This is a genomic window from Streptococcus oralis subsp. dentisani, from assembly GCF_002096615.1.
GTDB classification, from domain to species: Bacteria; Bacillota; Bacilli; order Lactobacillales; family Streptococcaceae; genus Streptococcus; species Streptococcus oralis_U.
Genome location: NZ_NCUX01000026.1, coordinates 69,865 through 94,624 on the forward strand (window position 1 = coordinate 69,865; position 24,760 = coordinate 94,624).

22 protein-coding genes and 1 pseudogene are annotated in these 24,760 nt (G+C 42.3%); 3 read left to right on the plus strand and 20 right to left on the minus strand.

Annotated elements, in window-relative coordinates:
- Positions 1-312: 312 nt before the first annotated feature.
- The 10 genes and pseudogenes from B7708_RS01175 to B7708_RS01220 all read right to left on the minus strand — a co-directional run bounded on the left by B7708_RS01175 (position 313) and on the right by B7708_RS01220 (position 9,417).
- Positions 313-606: a helix-turn-helix domain-containing protein gene (locus B7708_RS01175; protein WP_084973147.1), complete on the minus strand. Its 294-nt coding sequence runs from the start codon at positions 604-606 to the stop codon at positions 313-315.
- On the minus strand, positions 596-961 hold the full coding sequence (locus B7708_RS01180; RefSeq protein WP_084973149.1) for a type II toxin-antitoxin system RelE/ParE family toxin: 366 nt from the start codon (positions 959-961) through the stop codon (positions 596-598). Before B7708_RS01180 ends, B7708_RS01175 begins: the two co-directional genes overlap by 11 nt.
- Positions 962-1,116: 155 nt before the next feature.
- Positions 1,117-1,482: a TIGR02328 family protein gene (locus B7708_RS01185; RefSeq protein WP_038806359.1), complete on the minus strand. Its 366-nt coding sequence runs from the start codon at positions 1,480-1,482 to the stop codon at positions 1,117-1,119.
- Positions 1,466-1,870, minus strand: a complete 405-nt coding sequence (locus B7708_RS01190) for a YbgA family protein (RefSeq protein WP_084973187.1) — start codon at positions 1,868-1,870, stop codon at positions 1,466-1,468. The genes B7708_RS01185 and B7708_RS01190 overlap by 17 nt, the downstream gene beginning before the upstream one ends.
- A gap of 22 nt (positions 1,871-1,892) precedes the next feature.
- A pseudogene (locus tag B7708_RS01195) lies at positions 1,893-2,162 on the minus strand (HigA family addiction module antitoxin); the annotation flags it as partial.
- 97 nt (positions 2,163-2,259) lie between these two features.
- Positions 2,260-2,673 carry a hypothetical protein gene (locus B7708_RS01200; protein ID WP_084973153.1) on the minus strand — a complete coding sequence of 138 codons (414 nt, stop codon included), beginning with the start codon at positions 2,671-2,673 and terminating at the stop codon, positions 2,260-2,262.
- On the minus strand, positions 2,648-3,481 hold the full coding sequence (locus B7708_RS01205; RefSeq protein WP_084973155.1) for a hypothetical protein: 834 nt from the start codon (positions 3,479-3,481) through the stop codon (positions 2,648-2,650). The genes B7708_RS01200 and B7708_RS01205 overlap by 26 nt, the downstream gene beginning before the upstream one ends.
- A 50-nt stretch (positions 3,482-3,531) precedes the next feature.
- Positions 3,532-4,758 carry a restriction endonuclease subunit S gene (locus tag B7708_RS01210; protein ID WP_084973157.1) on the minus strand — a complete coding sequence of 409 codons (1,227 nt, stop codon included), beginning with the start codon at positions 4,756-4,758 and terminating at the stop codon, positions 3,532-3,534.
- Entirely contained in the window at positions 4,751-6,355 is a 1,605-nt protein-coding gene (locus tag B7708_RS01215; RefSeq protein ID WP_084973159.1) for an HsdM family class I SAM-dependent methyltransferase, read from the minus strand. Before B7708_RS01215 ends, B7708_RS01210 begins: the two co-directional genes overlap by 8 nt.
- Positions 6,355-9,417 carry a type I restriction endonuclease gene (locus tag B7708_RS01220; RefSeq protein WP_084973161.1) on the minus strand — a complete coding sequence of 1,021 codons (3,063 nt, stop codon included), beginning with the start codon at positions 9,415-9,417 and terminating at the stop codon, positions 6,355-6,357. Before B7708_RS01220 ends, B7708_RS01215 begins: the two co-directional genes overlap by 1 nt.
- 183 nt (positions 9,418-9,600) lie before the next feature.
- Here B7708_RS01220 and B7708_RS01225 point away from each other — a divergent pair, with 183 nt between their 5' ends.
- On the plus strand, positions 9,601-10,218 hold the full coding sequence (locus B7708_RS01225; RefSeq protein ID WP_065371614.1) for a TVP38/TMEM64 family protein: 618 nt from the start codon (positions 9,601-9,603) through the stop codon (positions 10,216-10,218).
- A gap of 46 nt (positions 10,219-10,264) precedes the next feature.
- Here B7708_RS01225 and scrK read toward each other — a convergent pair whose 3' ends face one another.
- Both scrK and B7708_RS01235 read right to left on the minus strand, forming a co-directional pair.
- Positions 10,265-11,152: a fructokinase ScrK gene (gene scrK, locus B7708_RS01230; RefSeq protein ID WP_000164288.1), complete on the minus strand. Its 888-nt coding sequence runs from the start codon at positions 11,150-11,152 to the stop codon at positions 10,265-10,267.
- Positions 11,153-11,310: 158 nt separating this feature from the next.
- Complete coding sequence (locus B7708_RS01235; protein ID WP_084973163.1) at positions 11,311-13,197, minus strand: sucrose-specific PTS transporter subunit IIBC; 1,887 nt, start codon at positions 13,195-13,197, stop codon at positions 11,311-11,313.
- Between the two features lie 379 nt (positions 13,198-13,576).
- Between B7708_RS01235 and B7708_RS01245 the strand changes: the two genes are divergently transcribed.
- Both B7708_RS01245 and B7708_RS01250 read left to right on the plus strand, forming a co-directional pair.
- Positions 13,577-15,031 (plus strand): sucrose-6-phosphate hydrolase, encoded by a 1,455-nt coding sequence (locus B7708_RS01245; RefSeq protein WP_084973167.1) that lies wholly within the window; start codon positions 13,577-13,579, stop codon positions 15,029-15,031.
- Positions 15,012-15,977: a LacI family DNA-binding transcriptional regulator gene (locus B7708_RS01250; protein ID WP_084973169.1), complete on the plus strand. Its 966-nt coding sequence runs from the start codon at positions 15,012-15,014 to the stop codon at positions 15,975-15,977. The genes B7708_RS01245 and B7708_RS01250 overlap by 20 nt, the downstream gene beginning before the upstream one ends.
- Before the next feature lie 36 nt (positions 15,978-16,013).
- Here the strand turns inward: B7708_RS01250 and B7708_RS01255 are convergent, their stop codons facing one another.
- From B7708_RS01255 to fmt, 8 genes are all read right to left on the minus strand, one after another.
- Positions 16,014-17,288: a hydroxymethylglutaryl-CoA reductase, degradative gene (locus B7708_RS01255; RefSeq protein WP_084973171.1), complete on the minus strand. Its 1,275-nt coding sequence runs from the start codon at positions 17,286-17,288 to the stop codon at positions 16,014-16,016.
- Positions 17,288-18,460 carry a hydroxymethylglutaryl-CoA synthase gene (locus tag B7708_RS01260; RefSeq protein ID WP_084973191.1) on the minus strand — a complete coding sequence of 391 codons (1,173 nt, stop codon included), beginning with the start codon at positions 18,458-18,460 and terminating at the stop codon, positions 17,288-17,290. The genes B7708_RS01255 and B7708_RS01260 overlap by 1 nt, the downstream gene beginning before the upstream one ends.
- Before the next feature lie 118 nt (positions 18,461-18,578).
- Complete coding sequence (locus B7708_RS01265) at positions 18,579-19,034, minus strand: threonine/serine exporter family protein (protein ID WP_084973173.1); 456 nt, start codon at positions 19,032-19,034, stop codon at positions 18,579-18,581.
- Position 19,035: 1 nt separating this feature from the next.
- Positions 19,036-19,794 (minus strand): threonine/serine exporter family protein, encoded by a 759-nt coding sequence (locus tag B7708_RS01270; RefSeq protein ID WP_000344526.1) that lies wholly within the window; start codon positions 19,792-19,794, stop codon positions 19,036-19,038.
- A gap of 87 nt (positions 19,795-19,881) precedes the next feature.
- Positions 19,882-21,765 (minus strand): Stk1 family PASTA domain-containing Ser/Thr kinase, encoded by a 1,884-nt coding sequence (gene pknB, locus B7708_RS01275; RefSeq protein ID WP_084973175.1) that lies wholly within the window; start codon positions 21,763-21,765, stop codon positions 19,882-19,884.
- Complete coding sequence (locus B7708_RS01280) at positions 21,762-22,502, minus strand: Stp1/IreP family PP2C-type Ser/Thr phosphatase (RefSeq protein WP_084946411.1); 741 nt, start codon at positions 22,500-22,502, stop codon at positions 21,762-21,764. Before B7708_RS01280 ends, pknB begins: the two co-directional genes overlap by 4 nt.
- A 15-nt stretch (positions 22,503-22,517) precedes the next feature.
- Complete coding sequence (gene rsmB / locus B7708_RS01285) at positions 22,518-23,831, minus strand: 16S rRNA (cytosine(967)-C(5))-methyltransferase RsmB (RefSeq protein ID WP_084973193.1); 1,314 nt, start codon at positions 23,829-23,831, stop codon at positions 22,518-22,520.
- Entirely contained in the window at positions 23,824-24,759 is a 936-nt protein-coding gene (gene fmt, locus B7708_RS01290) for a methionyl-tRNA formyltransferase (RefSeq protein WP_084973177.1), read from the minus strand. Before fmt ends, rsmB begins: the two co-directional genes overlap by 8 nt.
- Between the last annotated feature and the right edge of the window lies 1 nt (position 24,760).

Here is a 24,760-nt window from a genome sequence, read left to right on the forward strand (position 1 = left end):
AAAAGAAACTGTCTGTATAATTGTAAATAATTAGGCTTTGATATAGTTTGAAACTATATCTCTCTTTTGAACAAAAGAAAAAGACTTGAGACCAGTGTCTCAAATCCTTTGTATAGCTTGTTTTGTGGCTGTATTTTAGTTAGAATGCTCAAACGAGCTATTTATGATTCTTATAAGTGACTATGGCTTGTTATTAGAAAAGACTATAGGTTGATTTTTCTTTTGTAATTCTGATATTTTCCTGAAAAAGTGCGGACGGGAGGTGAAATTATCCAGTGGATAATTTTAGAAATCCAAGGAATTTCATCCCTATCAACTTTTTCCCTGTTCGAGGGGGACGACTGCTAGTGTCTTTCCTAGACTGGCTAGAACTTTTAAAACCGTATCCAATTGAGGGCTAGTCTTGCCTGTTTCCATTCTAGCTATGACAGGCTGGCTCACTCCACTAAGTTCCTCTAGCTTTTTCTGACTGATTCCTTGCTCACGTCTAGCTTCAATCAATTCACTCATAATAGCTACTCGCATATCACTTTCAAGGATTTCCTCCTTAGTAAAAAGTTCTGACCGGACATCCTTCCAACTACTCCCAATGGCACTATTTTTCATCACTTAACCCTCTTTCTTTTAAGTCCTTCAGTTCACGCTTGGCTTTTTCAATTTCTCTTCTAGGAGTTTTTTGAGTCTTTTTGACAAAATGATGTAAAAGAACGAAACTCCCATCAAGCCAAGCCACAAATAATATCCTATCCCTAAGAGGTCTTAGTTCCCAAATCTCATCTTCCAGATGTTTAATATAGGGTTCACCTGCTCTAGTCCCATGTTGACTAAGCAACTCGATATAGTCATTTAGTTTATAGAGTTTGATGCGGCTATCCTTACTTTTACGACAGGCCAATTCTCTAATATAATCCAAGACTGGCTCATTTCCATTTTTGTTCTTATAGAAGTAAATCGTGTGCACCAAGCAACCTCTTTCTAATTTAATTATAACTTAAAAGTTATTAAAAGTAAATTCTAATACCCATAAAAAGAAGACCTTAGAATCATTCTAAAGGTCTCATTTTTATTATTCGAAAAAGCTTAAAGAAATACTAGACGTTCACAACTTCTGTACCTTTACTCCAACTCTATCCCCTTCTCTCGAAGATTATCCAAACACTCCTCATAGTAGGAGTCATCATGCTCGCTATAGATAGGACTTTTCAACTTCTCCTCTGCTAAGTCTTGATAAGGAAGGCAGGTTTTGCCACGGTAGTTCTTGTCCAGCCACTCTGGACTGACATTGTATCCACGACCAGCCATCTCCTCCATGATCAAGCGATGATAGGCATAGAGACGATAGGGCGAATGGGTAAAGACATAGTCCACTGTCGCATGCTTTCTGCCCCAGCCATTGCCACGCAGGGCGCAGCACTCTCGATGTTGCCCCAAAAGTTGAGGACGGGGAAGTTGTGAAATCAAAGCCTCATGCCAAAGTCTCATGGGAGTCTCCTTTCAGTAAAGTCGAATGTTGCAAGTAGATATTTGGATAGCGATCCAGCAAGTCTCGAGTCTTAGCGATTAAATCTTCCTTAGAAGCCTGACCAAAGCGGTAGCGATCCAGCAAGAGCATGTAGTCCTTGCGCTCAGCATCTGTCGCTTTCTTTTTGAAATAGCCCCAAATATGCTGAAAGGCATTGCAGACCTGACCCCTGTGTTCTGGGATTTGACAGGCACGGTCAATCAGTTCTTGAACATGGCTGACCTCCACCACTTCATTCTTGAGAAATTGGCGAATCTCATTGTAAATATTGCTGGAATGGCTCAAAACGAGGTATTTGTTTCTAGCCCAGAGTTGTTGGCAAAGGGCACGTTGGTTATTGTTATTCATAACTGACATTATACCATGATTACTCTAGGAACTCTGCCATTTTTACATCATAAGCGTTTTGAAGATTGAACCAAGTTTTCATCGAAATATTGGTAAGCTTTTCTAACTTCTGAGCGATCTCATTACTAATCGATACCTCACCATTCACTAATCTACCGAGTTTCGTTTCAGAAATCCCTAAACGCTCCGCAAATTCTTTTTGCGTTACGTTATAATCTTCAATCAACTCTTCAACGTACTGACCTGGATGAAAAGCAATCAGGTCTCTGTATTCAACAATTTTATTACTCATAGTAATTGCTGACCTCCTCTATTTTTAGGATTTCGATTTCAACAGGATCTGAAAAAAGTTTCTAAGATTAGCCAGGTAAAAATTGAATTCAAAAAATTTAATCATTTATCTCAACTAGAAGCAATTTAAACAACCCTTTAGTAACTACAATTATTATAATTACAATACTTAGTAAAAAACCTACATTTATAAAATTTGGAATACAATTAATACCTAAAGATAACTCCATCATATAAAGCAAACTAACTACAAATGTATAGAAATATCTAACAATTATTTCTTCCCATTTTGATGAATAAACGTCTGATTTCTTATCGTATAGAACAGATCTCATAGGAGAGGAATACAATATAGCAATAGCAGAAAGCAAGAAACCCGTGATTACAGAAATAAAAGAAACCGTGTCACTATGATTTAGTAGCACATAATCCCTTAGGAAATATGATATAAATAAACTTACTACTAAAATCGCGCCAGAAATAATTCTATCTTTTCTTCGTAACTTTCTCATTTGACAAACTCTCTATTTCTTTGAGCAAAATATCTTTTACCTCTGATCCTAAAAATTTCCCAGTTGCCTGTTGTTTCTCGGCATTAATTGAAATCTTTTTGATAAACGTATCACGGTTAAACACATGTTCAAATCCAGCATCATCGTTCCCTCTAATTAAGATACTAGAAAGTTGATGATTTTCAGACTCTTTCAAAATTCTTCTGAGAAATGTTTTGATTTTGTTTATTTTCATACTTGAGAGCTTTATGTTCAGAGTTAAATCCTCTAAACCATCCGTTTCAAATAAATCATATAGAGCTCCGCGTTTTTGTGATAAAGTTGAAAAAATATCATCTTTTGAAGTAAACTGAATTTCATCAACACTAGATAATATTTTAAAAAATTCCTCTTTATCTTCGTAAAGACCTTTTATGCTAAACTCAACCCCTGTCGTATCTTTAAGAATTTTTTCTAGCAAATTACGGTGTCTCACATCCGAAAAATACAATAAATTATTATCCAAATCGAATAAGACAAAGAATTGCTTTAAAAACTCCAGCTCCGTTTCTGATTTAGGATTTTCTCGTTTTTGATTAGTATAGTAGTCGGTTACAGTAGTATCTCTAGGCTCTAACTTTCCAGATTCTATAACTAGAAAAACATAATGCTTATTTTTATCAACCTCTAGATGATATAAACCTTTTTCGTGTTTTAAATCACATGGGTTCAACTTATCAAAAGTCTTTAAAATAGGCTGTAACCACCGCTCCCCTCTTTTTTCACTTTTAATAAATGGTTTCCATATAGAAAAAGTAAGACTTGACATTTATTTGCCCTCAAATTCTTTCAACTTTAAAATTCTATCTGCTATTTCCCCTACTCCACCTTCACCTGTCCATTCATCAGCATGGGCAAAAGCCAATCACGCAGTTGGGTGAGCTCTTGGTTTTGTTTTAATAATAATTGTGTTTTTTTATCTACCGAAGATGCGTAATCAAAAAATTGTTTCATTAAATCAATTGGTGGTTGTGCAATGTGATAGTTAGTAACAAAGGAATCAAACAATAAGTTTTTTATCCCACTTGTCTTTCCTTCCCAACTAAATAGAACACCATTGTCATATAGATTTTTCCATTCATATACAAAGTTATAGAAGGTTTCTTGTTCTTTTAGTGAAACCGCCTTGCAGAAATTTGAACAGATTAAAGGTAAATCAAATCGATTTAATACATTTTCACTGATACCTACTATACGACCTGTAGATTGAGTGGGACTTCCTCCAGATATTTCAATAACAATATCAAAATCTGTCAACAGTTTATTTTTGTTCTTTTCTAGGATAAAACGTGTTGGCATATCTGTTTTCCCATTTCCTGACAAGCCATTTATATCAGCACCACGAATACAATCAACCTCTAATGTATAATTTCCTTCACTAGTCTCTTTCCCCCAATCTCCCGTTTTATTGTCTGAAATCCAACTTGAAAATGTGGTCACTCCCCACCCCTCTGGGATTTCACGTTTGAGTTCTGGGTGATAGACCATCTTTCCGCCTGATGATTTGTAGGGTTTGCCATTCTGGTCTGGGAAATCAAACTGCACAAACCAGTAGTCATAGAGGGTTTTAGCCATGGATTCCAACTCCTGGTTGATTTGGTTGTTGATTTGGATTTTTTTATCAATTAAAGATAGAATTTTAATAGCCCTTTGTTGACATGATTTATCACGATAAGCCCTTATCTTTATCGGATGCAAATGGTTTCTATTCATTGTTGGTACACCAGAACCAGATTTTTGATTACCTAAATCCAAATATTGTAATAAATAATATATATATTCAATATCATTCCCTTTAAAATCTTTCACAAAGAGTGAGGTATTGTGAGGGAAAAAATTTTCTCTAATCAAGTGAGGATTACCAACAGTACCACTTCTACCAATAGTAATGCCAGGTCCCTCAACTTTATACTCGTTATGATACCCTAAAATACCATTTGATGATTGTACCGGATACTTGCCTTCTACAAATTTAGATTTTGGCAGGTCATATCCTCTTTGAAACTCAACTAAGTCACCTAGTATACACTCTTCTAACCTACTCATACTTCAACCCCTTCATTTGCTCTTCAATCTCCTGCTCCAATGCATGTGATTGCTGGAAGAGGTCTGAGAGTTTGTTTTGAAAGGCGGTCATCTTGGCTTCAAACTCTTCTGCTGTGATATCTACATAGTCAATCTTGATGTCAAAGTATTGGCCTGCACTGAGAGAGTAGTTTTTCTGCTTGATATCCTCATAAGAGACAGTGACTGAAAAGTCCTCGACGGCTTCTTTCTTGATAAAGGTCTCGACGATCTTCTGCTCTTCCTCAGGAGAGAGCACGGTCTTTTGGTTCTTGCCTTCCTTGACCTTGATTCCTAGGTTTGAGGCATCGATGAGGACGACATCGCCCTTGTTTTTCTTATCGATAAAGAGGATGGAGACGTTGGTACCTGTCGTCGCAAAGATATTAGACGGCATAGAAACGACACCAGCCAGCATTTGATTATCCACCAAGTGTTGACGGATGGTCTTGTCAATCCCTGACTGGGCAGTGATAAAGCCTGTCGGCAAGACAACGGCTGCCTGACCATCTGGCTTCAAGGAGTAGATGATATGCTGAACAAAGAGCTCGTAAATCGCCATCTTATCCTTAGACTTTGCAGGAACCTTTGGCACTCCTGCAAAGAAACGTTCACTGGCTTCTGGCAAGGTCTCCACTTGGTCACGCCACTCTGAAAAGTCCAGCTTGAAAGGCGGGTTCGACACGATATAGTCCATCTTCTCAGGATGACGGTTAGCGATGATGGTATTCCCCTGTACGATATTATGAATGGAGTGTTGTAGACCATTCAAGATCAGATTGAGACGGAGGAGATTGGATGACTTTTGCGAGATATCCTGACTATAGACAGTGGTCTTATCCACACCGATACGACTAGCCAGGTTCATCAGCAAGGTGCCCGAACCAGCTGACGGGTCATAGATGCGCACATTTGACGGCTGGTCATGTCCCACCAGAATATCCGCGATAATCTTAGCTACAGAGTGAGGTGTGTAGTACTCGGCATACTTGCCACCACCGTCTTTGTTGTAGTCCTTGATCATGTACTCAAAGAGAGTGGAGAAAAAGTCGAAACCTTGTGAAAAAATGGTCTCATCAAACTTGACGCGTGCAAGGAGATTGATGATAGCTTTTGCCACTTCGTTACGCTTGCTGCTATCTGAGATGGTATCTGTAATCAGACGCTCATCAAAGAGACGAATGGCCGCGTCGCCGTCCGTATGAACCGAAAAAATATCGTTATTGTCGATGGCGATTTGGTTGAGGGTATTTTCAAAAGTTTCGTAAAAAGTCGACTCATTTTGCTGACGGTGAAGGGTTTCGATCAACTGGTCTGGCTTGAGCCAAGCTGTGCTGGTACCGATATCCTCCAAGAGCCAGTCATAGTCTTCCTCACTCATAGTCAACAAGTTTTCATAGGTGTTCCCTGCATCTAGTACCTGTGCTTGATATAAAAACTTATCATTTAAAAATTTGTAGAGGAAAGACTGGGTGAGGAGTTTGTACTCACCCGCTTCTCCTCCTAGTCCTGCATGGGTAAAGACGGCTTTTAAATCATCTACCAAGTCTTGGACTTGGACCTTGTATGTTTCATTCATTAGTGTTGGTATTCCTGTTCATATTCTTCAAATAGCGATTCAACCAATCTATCAAAATCTTGTTTGGCCATATTGCTAGCTGATTGGTTTTTCTTCATTTCTTTTCGGGCTTGCTCGCGAATCATTCGCTTTAGATATTCCTCATTATCTAGAACCCCTTGATTTTGACCGATTCTATGGTCTAATTTAACCTTAGAACCTTTGATAACATGGTAAATAGCTGGAAATTCACCGACCATAGTCGAGTTGGTCACATGCTTATAGGAACGTGCAGCCATTTCATCTCCGTTAAAGTTCATGGTCAAACGTCTCATACGAGTATAATAATCCTCCACTGACTTAAAGAGTTCTTCATAGTCTTTTTGTGTTTCCTTGATATTTTCTATCGTATAGCCTTCTTGGCCATAGATAAAATGTTTTTGCATGATACGTTGGAATTCTTCGTAGAGAGAAACCCACTCAGGATCCTTTTCATCACGCTGTTTTTTAATCTTACCAGCTACCCGACGTCTCCAATCCTCTAGGTCATTAGCTGCTAGGCGAAGTTCTTCCTCTGCAATCTTGACAAAACTAAAACTGGTCTCAGACATAGCTAAATTTAAGAGCGTTTGACTAGAAAAGTCAGCTGGTTTATTAATCAAGGACAGTGTCAGCATCCGTCTAGAGAGGATATTGAGCAAGATTGCGACCTGAGCAATGTCAATCTGATCGATCAATTGATGGTAACCAAGGAGACGAGCAATATTGTAATACTGCTTGATAGACTCCAAAGCTTTTCGTAGATCGATTAACTGCTTTCTATCCTTGATATCATTGATAGCTTGGGAAAAGTATTCCAGATTATCTGTTGGATAGTCAAGCAAGATTAGCTCAGTCTTGCTTAATTCATGAGAAATCTCGTCTGCAGGCACAAAGAGAGAGCCAAAAACATCCTCTCCATTTTCCCCAGTCAAGGCCGTATCATACTCTTGATTGAGTTCTTCCAGATAGGCACGATTGGTCCTGTCAAACTCTTTAGAAATATCCGCGAAGTCGATGACATAGCCAAAGAGATAGTCCTTGTAAGGACGATTGACACGGGTTAGAGTCTGTAAAAGGTTATGAGCCTTGATTTTACGCCCTAGGTAGAGACGTTTGAGACGCGGGGCATCAAAACCTGTCAAGAGCATGGAGTAGACGATGATAAGGTCAGTTTTGCCTTCTTTGTATGCATCTACCTTGTCTTTCTTCTCTTCCTTATCTCCCTCATCATGGAGAATCAATGCGGATGTCAAGTTGATTGTTCCAGCTTTACGACGTTTTTCCAATTGCTTTTCAAGCTCACGCGCCTGCTTTGACGAGTCACAGACGATCATGCCACCAATCGTCTGATCATCAAAAATTACATCACGTGCACGATTAAAGTCCTCGATGATAAAGTCTAACATAGGTTCTACATAACGAGGGTGAGCAAAGATATCCTCCTTGGACAAGCCTCCACGTTGGATCTCTTCATTGATGGATCTGAGATTGTCTTTATAAGAAGTCTCGATATCTTCTCGCATCAAACGTAGGGTAAAGCCATCATCGATAGACTGGTTGTAGTAGTATTTGTGGATATAGTCCCCAAAAATATCACGTGTGGTCGCATGATTTTCCTTGGTCTTGCCATCTTTCTTATAGGTGATGAGGGGTGTTCCTGTCAGGGCAATCTTAATGGCCTTGGTATCTGCCTGATAGAGATTTGGCAGGTAGGAACCTCGTTCATTATAAGAACGGTGGGCTTCATCGATAAAGTAGATATTTTGACGATTGAGGTCATAGCCCGAGCGGTCAGTCAGGTCTGAATCATCCTTAAACTTCTGGATATTAACCACAGCTACGTCATAGCCGTCTTGTTTTTGATTGAGCTCTTTAGGGTTATTGATGCGCTTGACTCTAAGACCTCGTTTGGTAAATTCCTTAAAGGCTTGGTCTGCCAAGTCCAAACGGTCCACGACAAAGTAAAACTGAGGTACAATCCCTTGTTTTGAAAAATAATGAGTTAAATAGCGGATATTGAAATACGCCAAGGCAGTCTTACCAGAACCTTGTGTATGCCAAATCACGCCTTTTTTAACGCCTTTTGCGATCGTTTCTTCTATCGCACGTGTCGCGAAATACTGAGGATAGCGCATGACGTGCTTCTGCAGTTGCATCTGACCGTCCTTGCTTTCTTCTTCTACATAGACCAGACCAAAACGAAGCATAAAGAGCAAGCGTTCTTTGCTATACAAAGAGGAGAGAAAGGCATTGCAAGGTGTATCATGGTCTAAGTTTGTTGTAAACTCTGGCTGGGATTTGAGAGCAAACCGCTTCATATCCTTAAGGACAAAGTCGATTTGGTCCTCTGTTAAGGTTGCAAAAGAACGAATAAAATCTGCTTGTCGTTCTTCTTTAAAGGCATTAAACTTAGTTTTTGAATAGGCATTTGAAACGTAGTAAGAACCCTGTTTTTGTTGACCTTGTCCGCTAATGTAGGACAAGTTATCAGAAAGGGCAATGAGCTGGGTAATATTATTAAAGCGACGGAACTTGCGATTTTCAAAGCGTTGTCTAGTTCTGTCTTGCTCCGACTGAATTCCTGTTTTCCCATCTCGAATCGCATTGGGCTGTTTGACTTCAATATAAGAAAGGGGCAGGCCATTGATAAAGATGACGATATCTGGACGAAATTCGTCCTGACCATTTTGACAGGTCACTTCCAGTGCCAGATGGAAGGTGTTTGCTTCTGGGTGTTCCCAATCAATATATACGGTATTTTCTTGACCTTGCAATCGTTTAAAGAAAGAACGTCCCAAGTCATTTTGATCTAGTTCCAACTTGATATTGGCTAACTCTCTATCGAAATCCTCATCAGTTAGGTAATTGTTAAATTTTAAAAATTGCTCCTTAAAAACAGATACAAGGATATTGGTATCTGGGTCTCTTTCTATCATTTCTTTGCTATTTCGAGGCAGATAAGTATAACCCAGGCGCATGAGGTGCAGAGCTGCTGGGATTTGTACCCTAGTTAGTTCAGAAAAATCTTTTCTTTTTGCCATAAAAAACCTTCCTTATTCTGTTAAAGCTTTAATATCATGATGTCCTCAAATTATACACTAGTCTTAGTATAACATATTTAAAGTTAAAAACCTATCAGCTATCCTCTAACACAATACAGTCATTTCCCCCTTCTTTTATCAAAATATGATATAGTAGTATCATACTATCTATAAGGAGTTTCTATGTCACAGCATAAGCAAATGAAAGCTGTTTCTCCCCTTCTGCAGCAAGTCATCAATATTTCGTCTATCGTCGGGGGAGTCGGCACCTTGATTTTCTGCATTTGGGCCTATCAGGCTGGAGTGTTACAGTCCAAGGAAACCCTATCAGCCTTTATCCAGCAAGCTGGGGTTTGGGGGCCGCCACTCTTTATCTTTTTACAGATCCTACAAACCGTCGTTCCGATCATTCCGGGAGCTTTGACCTCAGTGGCTGGAGTCTTTATTTACGGCCACATCATCGGAACTATCTATAACTATATCGGTATCGTGATTGGCTGTGCCATTATCTTTTATCTGGTTCGCCTTTACGGTGCGGCCTTTGTCCAGTCCGTCGTCAGCAAGCGCACCTATGACAAATACATCGGCTGGCTAGATAAGGGCAATCGTTTCGAGCGTTTCTTTATCTTTATGATGATCTGGCCTGTCAGTCCAGCTGACTTTCTCTGTATGCTGGCTGCCCTCACCAAGATGACCTTCAAGCGCTATATGATTATCATTGTTTTGACCAAGCCCTTTACCCTAGTGGTTTACACTTATGGTTTGACCTATATTATTGATTTCTTCTGGCAGATGTTTTGAGAATAGAAAAATCCGTTTGGTCGCCCAAGCGGATGTTTTGTTTATTTTATTTTGCGACACTCTTAGCAAGGACAAAGTTCCCAAGTGTGGCAGAACCATTTCCAGCAACTGCTGGAGTCACGATGTAGTCACGCACATCTGGTACTGGTAGGTAGCCGTTGAGAAGAGCGGTGAATTTCTCACGCACACGGTCCAGCATGTGTTGTTGGGCCATAACCCCACCACCAAAGACGATCACATCTGGACGGAAAGTTACAGTAGCATTGACTGCAGCTTGAGCGATATAGTAGGCTTGAACGTCCCAGACAGAACTGTTGAGTTCAATGTTTTCACCACGAATACCTGTACGAGCTTCGAGACTTGGACCAGCCGCAAAGCCTTCCAAACAGCCCTTGTGGAAAGGACAAACGCCGTTAAATTCTTTTTCTACATCCATTGGGTGTTTAGCCACATAGTAGTGCCCCATCTCAGGGTGACCGACACCACCGATAAACTCCCCACGTTGGATAACACCTGCACCAATCCCTGTACCGATCGTGTAGTAAACCAAGTTTTCGATACGACCGCCAGCATTGTTACGAGCAACCACTTCACCATAGGCAGAGCTGTTTACGTCTGTTGTGAAATACATGGGTACGTTGAGGGCACGACGAAGGGCACCAAGTAGGTCTACATTTGCCCAGTGAGGTTTTGGAGTCGTTGTGATAAAGCCATAGGTTTTTGAGTTTTTATCGATATCGATAGGACCAAAGGAACCGATGGCAAGACCTGCAAGATTATCGAATTTTGAAAAGAATTCGATGGTTTTATCGATAGTCTCGATAGGAGTTGTTGTAGGAAACTGTGTTTTTTCTACAACGTTAAAATTTTCATCTCCGACAGCACAGACAAACTTTGTACCGCCCGCTTCTAAGCTTCCATATAATTTTGTCATGATAAACCTCTTATCTTTGTTTTCTCTATTATAGCACATTTTAAAGGGCTAGATTTCTCAATATTTTAGATTTTCCTCTGTAAATCTTACCATCCAAGTAAAAACGAACAAACATGATATTTGTTCGTTTTGTTTTTAGATTTGATTTTCGAAGAGGATTAGGCTTTCACTTCGATGATAGCGTCACCCTTAACAACTGAACCGCTTGCGACTGGTGTCACAGAAGCGTAGTCTGCTGTGTTGGTTACGATAACCATTGTTGTGTCGTCAAGACCAGCAGCAGCGATTTTGTTTGAGTCAAATGTTCCAAGAACGTCACCAGCTTTGACCTTGTCGCCTTGAGCAACCTTTTGTTCAAAGCCTTCACCGTTCATAGATACAGTATCGATACCAACGTGAATCAAGATTTCAGCTCCGTTAGTTGTCTTCAAACCGTAAGCATGTCCTGTAGCAAAGGCGATCGATACTTCTGCATCAGCTGGTGCGTAAACCACACCTTGGCTTGGTTTTACAGCGATCCCTTGTCCCATTGCACCACTTGAAAAGACTGGGTCATTGACATTCTCAAGAGCAACTACGTCCCCAACGATTGGAGTTTGGATTGTTTCGTTTTGAGGAGCTACTGGAATGTTACCAGTTGTTTCTTCTTGGACCAAACGTTCTGTCGCCACTTCAGTAGCAACTTCTTCTTCGTCCTCGTAACCAAACATGTAAGTAAGGGCAAAACCAAGAACGAATGATACAGCTACCATAAGAAGGTATTGAAGCAATTGGCCATTCCCAACGTAAAGCATTGTACCAGGGATGATGGTGATACCATTACCAGTACCAGCAAGTCCAAGAATTGAAGCCAATCCACCACCGATAGCACCAGCGATCAATGAAAGGAAGAATGGTTTACGGAAACGCAAGTTCACCCCGAAGATAGCAGGCTCTGTAATACCAAGGAAGGCAGAAAGAGCAGCTGGGAAAGCAAGTGTTTTCAGTTTAGGATTTTTAGTTTTAACACCAACGGCAACAGTTGCAGCCCCTTGAGCTGTCATCGCTGCAGTGATGATGGCGTTAAATGGGTTCACATGGTCAGCAGCAAGCAATTGCACTTCAAGCAAGTTGAAGATGTGGTGTACACCTGATACGACGATCAATTGGTGAACCCCACCGATGACCAAACCACCAAGACCAAATGGCAAGCCAAGAATCGCTTTTGTTCCGAAAAGGATATAGTTTTCAACCACGTGGAAGACTGGTCCGATGACAAAGAGTCCAAGGATAGACATGACCAAAAGTGTCACGAATGGTGTCACCAAGAGGTCCAAGACATCTGGAACCACTTTGCGGAGAGCTTTTTCAAACTTGGCTCCGACTACCCCGATGATGAAGGCTGGAAGTACGGAACCTTGCAAACCAACAACAGGAATGAAGCCAAAGAAGTTCATAGCTGTTACTTCACCACCTGATGCTACTGCCCAAGCGTTTGGAAGTGAACCAGAAACCAGCATCATACCGAGGACGATACCAACGGCTGGATTTCCACCAAATACGCGGAAGGTTGACCATACAACCAAACCTGGCAAGATGATGAAGGCTGTATCTGTGAGGATTTGGCTGTAAATGGTAACATCTTCTGGAAGTGTCATTCCAAGAGCATTCAAGAGACCACGAACACCCATGAAGAGACCAGTTGCTACGATAACTGGGATAATTGGCACGAAAACGTCACCGAAAGTACGGATAGCACGTTGGAACCAATTTCCTTGTTTAGCAGCTTCTGCTTTCATGTCTTCTTTAGAAGATGTTGGCAAACCAAGCGCAACGACTTCGTCGTACATCTTGTTTACTGTACCAGTACCAAAGATAATTTGGTATTGACCTGAGTTAAAGAAAGCTCCTTGAACTTTATCCAAGTTCTCAATCACTTCCTTATTGATTTTCCCTTCATCTTTGACCATGACACGTAGACGAGTCGCACAGTGGGCTACACTGTTGACATTTTCACGTCCGCCAAGGGCTTCGATGACCTTTTTTGCAATATCCTGATTGTTCATTTGCAAAAATCTCCTTATAAAAATTTTGTTCTTGTTTGAAAGCGATTTTATTCGCCCTACGACTATTATTTTATCACGTTTCTAAAATATGTCAAGCGTTTTGCAGAATTTTTTATTCCCATTCTTTTTTCTCTGATTATTTTTGCTCGTTTTTGAGGGATATTCTCTTTTTCCTCAAAAAAATATCTTTATACTTGAGGAATCAAGGCTTTTATTTACATTTTCTTTCATTTTTTCGTGAAAATTTGCCAGATTTCCTTTACTTGATTCCTGGCAATCGTTTGACATATTTTTCTCTTTTTTAACATAAAAGACTTGCTTTTTTTGCCGAAAACGTTTACTATTAATAATAGAATAGAACTTATGGAGGAAAGATAAAATGGAATGGACAACTGAGCGCCGTTACAGACGCTATGAAGACTGGTCTAATGATGAAATCAAGCAAATCAAGGAAAAGATGGCACAATCTCCTTGGCATACTCGTTACCATGTCGAGCCTAAAATGGGGCTTCTCAATGATCCAAATGGCTTTTCTTATTTTAATGGCAAATGGATTCTTTTTTACCAAAACTTCCCCTTTGGTGCAGCCCATGGGTTGAAGTCTTGGGTGCAGCTTGAAAGTGATGATTTAGTGCACTTTACAGAAACTGGAGTCAAAGTTTTGCCAGATACTCCATTGGATAGCCACGGTGCCTACTCTGGTTCTGCCATGCAGTTTGGCGATCAGTTGTTCCTATTTTATACAGGAAATGTCCGTGATGAAAATTGGATCCGTCACCCTTACCAGATTGGTGCACTGATGGATAAGGATGGCAAGATTACAAAGATTGACAAGATCTTGATTGACCAGCCAGCAGACTCTACAGACCACTTCCGCGACCCGCAAATTTTTAACTTTAAGGGACAATATTATGCTATCGTCGGTGGACAGGACTTGGAGAAAAAAGGCTTCGTCCGTCTCTACAAGGCTGTGGACAATGATTATACAAACTGGCAAGCAGTTGGCGACCTTGACTTTGCTAACGACCGTACTGCCTACATGATGGAATGTCCAAATCTGGTCTTTGTTGGGGAGCAACCTGTCCTTCTCTACTGTCCACAAGGATTGGATAAGGGTGTTCTAGACTATGATAATATCTATCCAAATATGTACAAAATCGGGGCTTCCTTTGATCCTGAAAAGGGACAAATGGTAGGTGTGTCTCCATTGCAAAATCTAGACTATGGCTTTGAAGCCTATGCAACACAAGCCTTCAACGCTCCGGATGGACGTGCATTGGCAGTAAGTTGGCTTGGGCTACCAGATGTTTCTTACCCATCTGACCGTTTTGACCACCAAGGAACCTTCTCATTGGTCAAAGAACTCACTATCAAAGATGGCAAACTCTACCAATATCCAGTCGCAGCCGTCAAAGAACTTCGTTCTTCTGAAGAGGTCTTCTCAAATCGTACTCAAACCAATAACACCTATGAACTCGAGCTCAATTTGGAGGCCAATAGCCAAAGCGAGATTGTCCTACTCGCTGACAAAGAAGGCAAGGGGCTTTCAATCAATTTTGACCTTGTCAATGGTCAAGTGACAGTGGATCGTAGTCAGGCTGGTGAACAGTACGCTCAAGAATTTGGGACGACTCGTTCTTGCCCTATCAATAACCAAGCTACTACTGCCACTATCTTCATCGACAAGTCAGTCTTTGAAATTTTCATCAATAAAGGAGAAAAAGTATTTTCTGGTCGTGTCTTTCCACATGCAGACCAAAATGGTATCCTCATCAAGTCTGGAAACCCAACTGGAACTTACTATGAATTAGATTATGGTCGCAAAACTAACTGATGTCGCAAAACTTGCAGGCGTCAGCCCCACTACCGTCTCACGGGTCATCAACAAAAAGGGGTATCTATCTGAGAAAACCATTCAAAAGGTAAATGAAGCCATGCGAGAGCTAGGCTACAAGCCTAATAATCTGGCTCGAAGCCTCCAAGGAAAATCTGCCAAGTTGATTGGACTTATTTTTCCAAACATCAGTCATGTCTTTTATGCGGAGTTGATTGACAAGTTGGAACACCAGCTCTTCAAAAATGGCTACAAGACCATCATCTGTAACAGCGAACACGACTCGGAAAAAGAACGGGAGTATATTGAAATGCTGGAGGCCAATCAGGTAGACGGTATCATCTCAGGAAGCCACAACTTGGGAATCGAGGACTACAATCGTGTGACAGCACCGATTATTTCCTTTGACCGAAACTTGTCTCCAGACATCCCTGTCGTCTCCTCTGATAACTACGGTGGCGGGGTCCTCGCCGCCCAAACTCTGGTTAAGACTGGAGCCCAGTCTATCATCATGATTACAGGAAATGACAACTCTAACTCACCGACTGGACTGCGCCATGCTGGCTTTGCCTCTGTTCTCCCAAAAGCTCCTATTATCAATGTTTCGAGTGACTTTTCTCCCGTCAGAAAAGAAATGGAAATCAAGAACATCTTGACCCATCAGAAACCAGATGCGATTTTTGCTTCGGATGATTTGACAGCTATCCTGGTTATCAAAGTCGCTCAGGAACTGGGAATTTCTGTTCCTGAGGAACTCAAGGTCATCGGCTATGATGGGACTTACTTTATCGAGAACTACTACCCTCATTTGACAACGATTAAGCAACCTATGAAAGAGATTGCCCACCTCACTGTTGATCTTCTCTTACAGAAGATTGAAGGCAAGGAAGTCGCGACAACTGGTTATTTCTTACCCGTTACTCTATTACCCGGTAAAAGTATTTAAACACAAGAAAACTCAGACCAATTCGTCTGAGTTTTTTTATGATCTTAAATTTTCCAGATAGCGCTGGGCTATCTCTAGGTTAAAGGTTTTATCTGCGATGAGGCGCTCAACTAGGAGAGCAACTTCAGACTCACTAGCCCCAGCTAGGAGAGCTAAGGATTTTGCCTGCAATTTCATATGGCCCTGCTGGATTCCCGTACTCACCAAGGCTTTGAGGGCCGCAAAATTTTGGGCAAGCCCCATCGAAACGATAATCTGGGCTAATTCTTTGGCAGAAGGATTTCCCAATAGTTCGTGACTAAGAGCCACACGTGGGTTGAGACCGATAGAGCCACCCCTAGTCGCTACAGGCATGGGTAAGGTCATCTCACCGACCAATTCTTCTGCGTCCCTATCTAGTCTCCATCGGCTGAGGCCTTGATAGCGTCCATCTCGACTGGCAAAGGCATGGGCCCCGGCTTCGATGGCACGCCAGTCATTACCCGTGGCGATTAAAATCGCATCAATACCGTTAAAAATCCCTTTATTGTGAGTAGCTGCTCGGTAAGGATCAGCCTGCGCAAACTGGCTAGCTAAGGCTATTTTCTCCGCAATTTCTCGACCTTGGTCCCTTTGAGGGTTCAAGTAGCGGAAGGCGATGCGACAGCTTGCAGTCACCAGAGAATCGGTCGCGTAGTTGGACAGGATCCCCATAAGACTCTGTCCCTGACTGAGTTCTTCTAAGACTGGCTTCAAAGCTTCCAGCATGGTGTTGAGCATATTGGCTCCCATGGCTTCCTGAGTATCGACATGGAGATAAACAACGAGAAAGTCTGTTTCACCTTTGATCTGCTCTACATGCAAATCACGCGCCCCACCTCCTCGTTTAACGATAGAAGGATAGGCTTGATTGGCAAGTTCCAAGAGCTCCGCCTTCTTACTGGCAATCTTCGCTTGCGCTTGTTCAGGATCAGTAACTTGATAAAGGGCAACCTGACCAATCATCTGGCGCTCATGAACCTGAGCAGTAAAGCCACCTGCTCGCTTGATGATTTTACTAGCATAGCTGGCCGCAGCAACCACAGACGGTTCTTCTGTCACATAGGGAACTGTGTAGTCCTGACCGTTCACCAAAAGCTCTGGAATGATGGAATAAGGCAGAGAAAAAGTTCCCACGACATTCTCACTCAGCTGATCTGCAACTGCCAAGCTGACTTGTTCATTCTGCTCCAGACTCGTTTGCTTTTCAGGACTAAGGAGCGCCTGAGCTCGCAACAACTCCAGGCGCTCATGGTATGATTTTTTAGAAAATCCATTCCAACTTAACTTCATCATTTTTCAACCTTGCTATAACGGCGTTGGTGGTCGACAATTTCAACCAAGGCATAATCTTGATGTTCATAGCCTGCAAATTGGGCTGAACCAGACTCATCCAACTGCAATTCTTCGAAGAAGACTTTTTCATAGTCTGCAACAGACAATGCTGTACGTTGCTTGAGTTTGCTCAAGCGATCCTTATCAAGGTAAGCCTCATAGCCTTCGACCAATTCACCACTAAAGAACTCTGAAACCGCTCCACTTCCGTAACTGTAGAGGGCAATTTTATCTCCAGCCTTCAAAGTCTCTGCATTTTCCAAAAGGGAGAGGAGGCCGAGGAAGAGGGAACCTGTATAGATATTTCCAATCATCTGACTGTAGAGAATGGACTTGTCAAAATTCTCTTGCAAACTATCCTGTTTTTCTTTAGACAAAGTTTTGTCCATCATCTTGCGCAAGCCTTTTAAGGCTAACTTAGGATAAGGCAAGTGGAAGCAGATAGCCGCAAAGTCATCCATAGTCCAATCATAGCGTTTCTTGTATTCATCCCAAGTCGTTGTTAGGCAATCAAGATACTGTTGGGTCGAGTACATGCCGTTTACATAAGGAGTGCTTGAGTAGTTCGGACGCCAGAAATCCATGATGTCGCGCGTTTGGGCAACGTTATCATTGTTAAAGGCCATGATGCGCGGATTTTGGGTGATCAACATCGCCACACTTCCAGCACCCTGAGTTGGTTCACCTGGAGTTCCCACACCATACTTGGCAATATCACTGGCAATGACCAAAACCTTAGACTCTGGAGAATTTTCCACATGCAATTTAGCATAATGAAGGGCAGCTGTCGCTCCATAGCAGGCTTCTTTGATTTCAAAGCTACGGGCGAAAGGCTGAATGCCTAACAAGCCATGAACAAAGACTGCCGCTGCCTTACTCTGGTCAATCCCTGACTCGGTCGCCACGATGACCATATCGATTTCTTCTTTTTCTTTGTCTGTTAAAATAGAGTTGCTTGCACTAGCTGCCAAGGTAACAATGTCCTCAGTCAGTGGCGCAATACTAATTTCATTTAACAAGAGTCCCTTGCTAAATTTTTCGGGGTCAACTCCCCTCGCTTCTGCTAAGTCTTGTAATTTCAAGACATATTGACTGGTCGCAAAACCAATCTTATCAATACCGATTGTCATATTTACCTCTGTTTTTTCATTCATTGTAAAAAATCGTTTCATTCTATTTTATCACAAATAGGAACAAAAGAGAGAAAAAAGACTTGATTCACCAAATCAAGTCTTTGCTTTGACTGCATTAGGAAGAGATTCCTCGTTGTTTTCGGATGTAGTAATAGAGCTTTAAAATCACCGTTCCACTAGCCATCCCGATAGAAATGACCAGAGCCAACATAACTACTAGAGTTGCACTGGCAAGGGCATGGCTGTAATCGCCTGTCACAAAGAAGGCAGTCGTCCGATAGGAAAGATAACCTGGCACCAAGGGGGCAAGAATAGCCAAGACAAAAACCACTGCTGGTGTCTTGTAGACAATACTTAAAATCTGACTGATGCAAGAACCTACCACCGCCGCGATAAAGGTCGCAACGATGACATTGGTTGGTTCTTTGAGCACGAGATAGAGGAGCCAAACGCCCATTCCCAAAACACCACCAGGCAGAAGCATGGAACGCTGGACATTTAGTACGATTAGAAAGGTGATAATGGCGAGTAAACTCGCCACTGCTTGGAGTAAAATACTTGTTAGAGTCATCTTATGTCATCAAAACCAGGGCGACAGAGGTGCCGGCCCCTAAAGCGAGGGTAATGAGCAGGGATTCAAACATCTTGCTCATACCAGAGTTGATATGGTTGGTCATGATATCTCGAACCGCATTTGTCAGAGCAATCCCTGGAACAAAGGGCATGACGGCTCCTGCTATGATTAGGTCTGCCGTCGAAGGAAATCCAGTATAGCGAGCCCAGAACTGGGCAATCAAGCCAAAAACAAAGGCACCCGCAAAAGCTGTTACAAAAGGAATTCGGATAAACTTCTCGACATAGAGAGAGAAGGCAAAACCAAACAAGGTCGCAACGCCTGCTCCAAAAGCATCATAGACATTGCCACCAAACATAATCGAGAAGAAAGGGGCACTGAGGGTTGCTGCTACAGTCACTTGAAGCTTGCTATAAGGAAGAGCTTGATTTCTGATTTCCTTCAGCTTTTTAAAAGCTGTAGAAAGATCAATCTGACCACCCACAAGCTCCCGTGATACTTGGTTGACATCACAGACTTTTTCGATGTTATAGGAGGATGAGGTCACCCGTTTCATACGAGAAATATTGGTGTTTTCAATCGAAAAGAAAATAGCCGCGGGCATGGCAAGAACATTGCAATCCACTATTCCCTGTGAATGGGCAATGCGAATCATGGTGTCCTCAACCCGATGAATCTCCGAACCACTTTTCAAGAGAATGGTTCCAGCTAGCATAATCACATCAATGACAGCATTTAACTCTTTTGATTCGTCCATTTTCTACTCCTATTTTCTACTCCCTTTATTCTATCACAAAAGTTCATGAAAAAAAATCTTTGTCATGATTTCATGACAAAGATTGGGTTAATTTCGTTCATTGCTTGACGTTCTACCGCCATCTGAAGAATCCGTTGTAGGGTTGCTACCTTGATTGTTACTCTGTGAAGGCGTCGTGTCTGTTCCTGAATTTCCGTGTTGAGACGAACTTGATGAAGAAGGAAGTGGTTTTGGTTTATAAATAGAAATCTTAACACGTGTTTTATTGAGATCTACCTTTTCTCCAGGTTTAGGGTCCTGACTAACAACTGTTCCTGCAGTAGTTCCTTCAGGAGCAGTTGATACTTCCACAACTTCGATATTGGCCTCTTTTACACCAACAATCTGAGTCAAATTGTTCTTAGTAAATTCGAGACTTGAACCAATGTAACTTGGCATCGAAACGCTGGTCACCTTCTTAGCAACTGTCAATACAATACTTGTTGCCTTTGTTAGGTCGTAAGTGCTTCCTGCAGCTGGGGTTTGCCTAATGACTGTTCCTGGATCACTTTCGCTAGATTCCTCTTCCTCGATCTTGATAAGATTTTCTGGAACCTTTTTCTCTTTGAGCTCTGCGACAACATCCGAGGACCTACGTCCTACATAGTTACTTAGTTGGAAGGATTGCTTACCTGATGAAACGATTAGATTTACTTTGCTTCCTTCTTTTCGACCGCTTCTAGCTTCTGGATCTGTTCGAATGACGCGACCTTCGGCTACTGTGTCGCTGGCCTCTGTCTTTTCTTCACCTACTTCAAAATTAGCTTTCTTCAGTGTCTCTTTAGCTTCAGCAACTGTCTGTCCCGATACATCTGGAATAGCAATAGTCGCTGGAGTTCGGGAGAATATCCAAATCAAAGAGGCTGCAACTAGCAAGGCACTGGCCAGTAAAATCATGTAGCGAGCTTTAAACTTCCGTTTTTTCGCTGGTTTTGGTACTGGTGCTTCATCTACTACCTGCTGAGTCTGCTGTTTTGATTGAGGTCGTTCTGGCTGTGGATTAGCCTTCGGAATAGAGGTCAGAGTGCTTTGTGGAACTTTAGGCAAGGTCTTGGTATCAACCTTGCTTGCCTCATCAAAGACTAGCTTTGGTTCTCTCCTACGATTGTGAGACAAACAACTCGACAAGTCCACATACATTTCTGATACAGACTGATAGCGATCTGTCAATTTCTTGGCCGTTGCCTTGATAACGACATTTTCCAAAGCTTGTGGTACTGCTGGATTCTCAGCAATAACAGATGGAAGTGGTTTTTGGAAATGCTGGAGGGCAATAGTCACCGCACTATCCCCATCATAAGGGATATGTCCTGTCAACATCTCATAGAAAATAATCCCCATAGCATAGATGTCACTCTGCACAGTTGCCTTGGAACCACGGGCCTGCTCAGGTGAGAGATAGTGGACTGAACCGAGCATGGAGTTAGTCTGTGTCAGACTGGTCTCTGCAAAAGCCACGGCAATCCCAAAGTCTGTAACTTTGGCAGTTCCATCTGGTGTCAATAGGATATTTTGAGGTTTCAAATCTCGGTGGATAATCCCTCTCGTATGCGCCAGACGCATCGCCAAGAGAATCTGTCCCATAATACGGACGGCTTCTTCATTTGAGAGAGGGGAGTGTTCTTTGATATAACGTTTGAGGTCCAGCCCTGCCACATATTCCATAGCTAGATACTGCTGACCGTCTTCCTCACCGATATCTGTTATTCGAACGATATGGGGATGATCCAGATCCGCCATGGCTCTTGCTTCACGTTGAAAACGTGCCACAGCAATCGGATCTGTCTGATAGTTAGTCCTCAGGACCTTAACCGCCACTTCTTCCCCGTCTAGGATCAAATCCTTGGCCAAGTAAACATCCGCCATGCCTCCTCGACCAATCTGTTTGATAATCCGATATCGTCCGGCAAAAATCTTGCCGATCTGGATCATTCTACTTCCTCCTCATTCATGTGAACAAGGGCAACCGTGATATTGTCTAAACCACCTGCATTGTTGGCAAAACGAATCAAAGTTGCCGCCTTGTCTGCCAAGGAAATATCACTTGTTACAATATCGTAGATATCGCTTCCTGAGATCATATTGGTCAAGCCGTCACTGTTGAGCAAGAGGTAGTCTCCTGACTCTAGGCTAACCATGCCAAAATCTGGTTGAATTTCATCTTTTTGCCCAATGGATTGGGTAATGATATTTTTCTGCGGATGAATTTCTGCCTCCTCTGGAGTTAGCTGGCCAGCCTTTAGCAGAGCATTAACCAAAGAATGATCACTTGTGAGCTGGCGATAATCTTCACCACGGATCAAACCGATACGAGAATCACCAATATGGGCATAAATAGCTTGATTTCCAATAATGGCTACTGCTTCAAGCGTTGTTCCCATCCCCTTATAGGCTTCGTCTTTCCCCATCTGATGAATTTTTTGATTTTCAAGTTCCAGATAGTGGGCAAACCATTCACGGACCTCATTGACGGTGTCGATTTGGGTATCAACCCAAGCCACGCCTAGGTCTGTTACTGCCATCTCACTAGCGATATTGCCTGCACGGTGTCCTCCCATCCCATCAGCCAAGAGGATCATGGTGCGTCCTGCTCGGTTGACAAAGTGATTGACATAGTCTTGGTTATTTGTTCGTTTCTGACCAACATCTGTTAATAATGCTATTTCCATTGTGTCAGTTCCTTCCTAATCAGATATCTTGCGGAATTGGCTGATAAAGAATCCATCACTTCCGTACAATTCAGGAGTGATCAAGATACAGCCGTCCTTCAAAATATCCTTGCATTCGTGTTCTAGTTTAACCTGCTCAAACTCGGGGTGACTTTCTAAAAATGCCTCAACGACGTGAAAGTTTTCCTCTGAGACGATAGTGCAGGTACTATACGTTATTATACCACCTTTTCGTAGCGTTTGACAAACACTACCTAATATTTCCAACTGAATTTCCTGTAATGATGCGAAATCTGCTGTTTCTTTATTGTATTTGATATCTGGTTTGCGACGCAAGAGGCCAATCCCAGAACAAGGAGCATCTACTAAAATCTTATCAAACGAATCCTTCCCAAAAAACTCATGTACTTTTCTGGCATCCAATTTTTGCGTTTGCACTCGATCCGCCACACCCAGACGTTGGGCATTTTCTTGGATCAAGTCCAACTTGTGGTCATATAAATCCAGAGCAGTAACCTGACCTGTCGTGAGATAAAAAGCCATATGGGCTGTTTTTCCACCCGGAGCGGCACAGGCATCCAGGACCTGTTCATCACCTTGTAGATCAAGAGTCGGAGCAACCAGTTGACTGGACTCGTCTTGGATAGTTATAACCCCTTCTGCGAACAAATCATGTCCTGCAAAGTGACCTTGCTCCTTGACCAGACCAGTGGTTGCCAAGAGAGAATCGGTCGCCTCTAACAAAGCTTTGATTTCCTCTTTTCGACTTAAATCGGTCACTCGGATACTGGCCTTGTTGCGCACCAAGAGACTTTTAAAGATGGCTTGTGCTCGCTCTTCACCGTATTCTTCCTTGAGCTTAGATACTAGCCAAACTGGGAGAGAATAGGCAATGGAATCACGCTTATTTTTTCGCTTAATGCTGTCAATATCTGGCCAGCCTTCTCGCAAAATACGACGAAGGACAGCGTTGACCAATTTTTCACTGCCTTTTTTACGGGCTTTGGCTAGTTCTACCGCTTCATTGACCACTGCGTGATTGGGAACCTTATCCAGATACCGAAGTTGGTAAGCGCTCAGAAGGAGCAGGATATAGAGCCAGTTATCCAGCTTATCCCGGTCTTTGATAAAGTGGGACAGGTACCATTCTAGAGTCAGTTTTCGTGCTACCGTTCCATAGACAATCTCAGTTACCAAGCCCTTATCTGCTGCTGAGAGTTGACTCCCCTTGAGGTGTTTGTTTAAAGCAATATTTGAGTATGCTTGGTTGATAAAAACATCCTCTAATACTGCTAGAGCAAGACTTCTAGCCGTTTCTACTTTAGTCACCAAATCGTTCTCCTACTGTCAATGTCCGTCCAACTCCATTGAGGAAGGAAGCAATGTCCATCTTAGGCTTCCCAGCTGGCTGCACTTGCTTGAGAGACAGAGCCCCTTCTGCCGTAGCGACGATCAATTCCTTCTTGCCAATAGAGAGGATCTCGCCTGGAACTCCCTGACCTTCTACTGGCAGGGCTTCATAGATCTTAAAGCGGTCTCCCTTGAGAAAAGTGTGGGCAACAGGCCATGGGTTCATACCACGGATTTGGTTGAAGAGTTGACGATTGCTTTTATTCCAATCCAGTTTCTCTTCCTCTGGCTTGATATTTGGCGAGAAAGTGACCTGACTTGGGTCCTGAGGCACAGGTTTGATCTCCCCAGCTATATAGGCAGGCAGGGTATCCAAAAGCAAGTCACGACCTACAATCGCTAATTTCTCAAATAAGGTTCCAACATTATCCTCATCTGTGATGGGAATGCTACGACGGGAAATCATATCTCCTGCATCCATTTCCTTAACCATCTCCATAATGGTCACACCAGCTTCCTCATCCCCTTGAATCAAGGCATAATGAATGGGTGCACCACCACGGTGTTTTGGAAGGAGGGAAGCGTGAACGTTGACCGCAAAATCCATGCTATCAAGGAGTTTACTTGGAAGAAACTGCCCAAAAGCAGCGGTCACAATCCCATCCGCCCCTAGCTTCATAATGGCTTCCATCTCTGGGCTTCCAGATAATTTTTCAGGTTGGTAGATGGGAAGGCCTGCTTCTTTGGCAGCCTGCTTGACTGGGGTTTCTTGGATTACTTTTTTACGACCGACAGCGCGATCTGGCTGGGTCACAACAGCTAGAATCTCGTAACAGTCATCTGATAACAACCCCTTCAAAACTGTCGCTGAAAATTCAGGTGTCCCCATAAAGATTAGTTTTGTCATT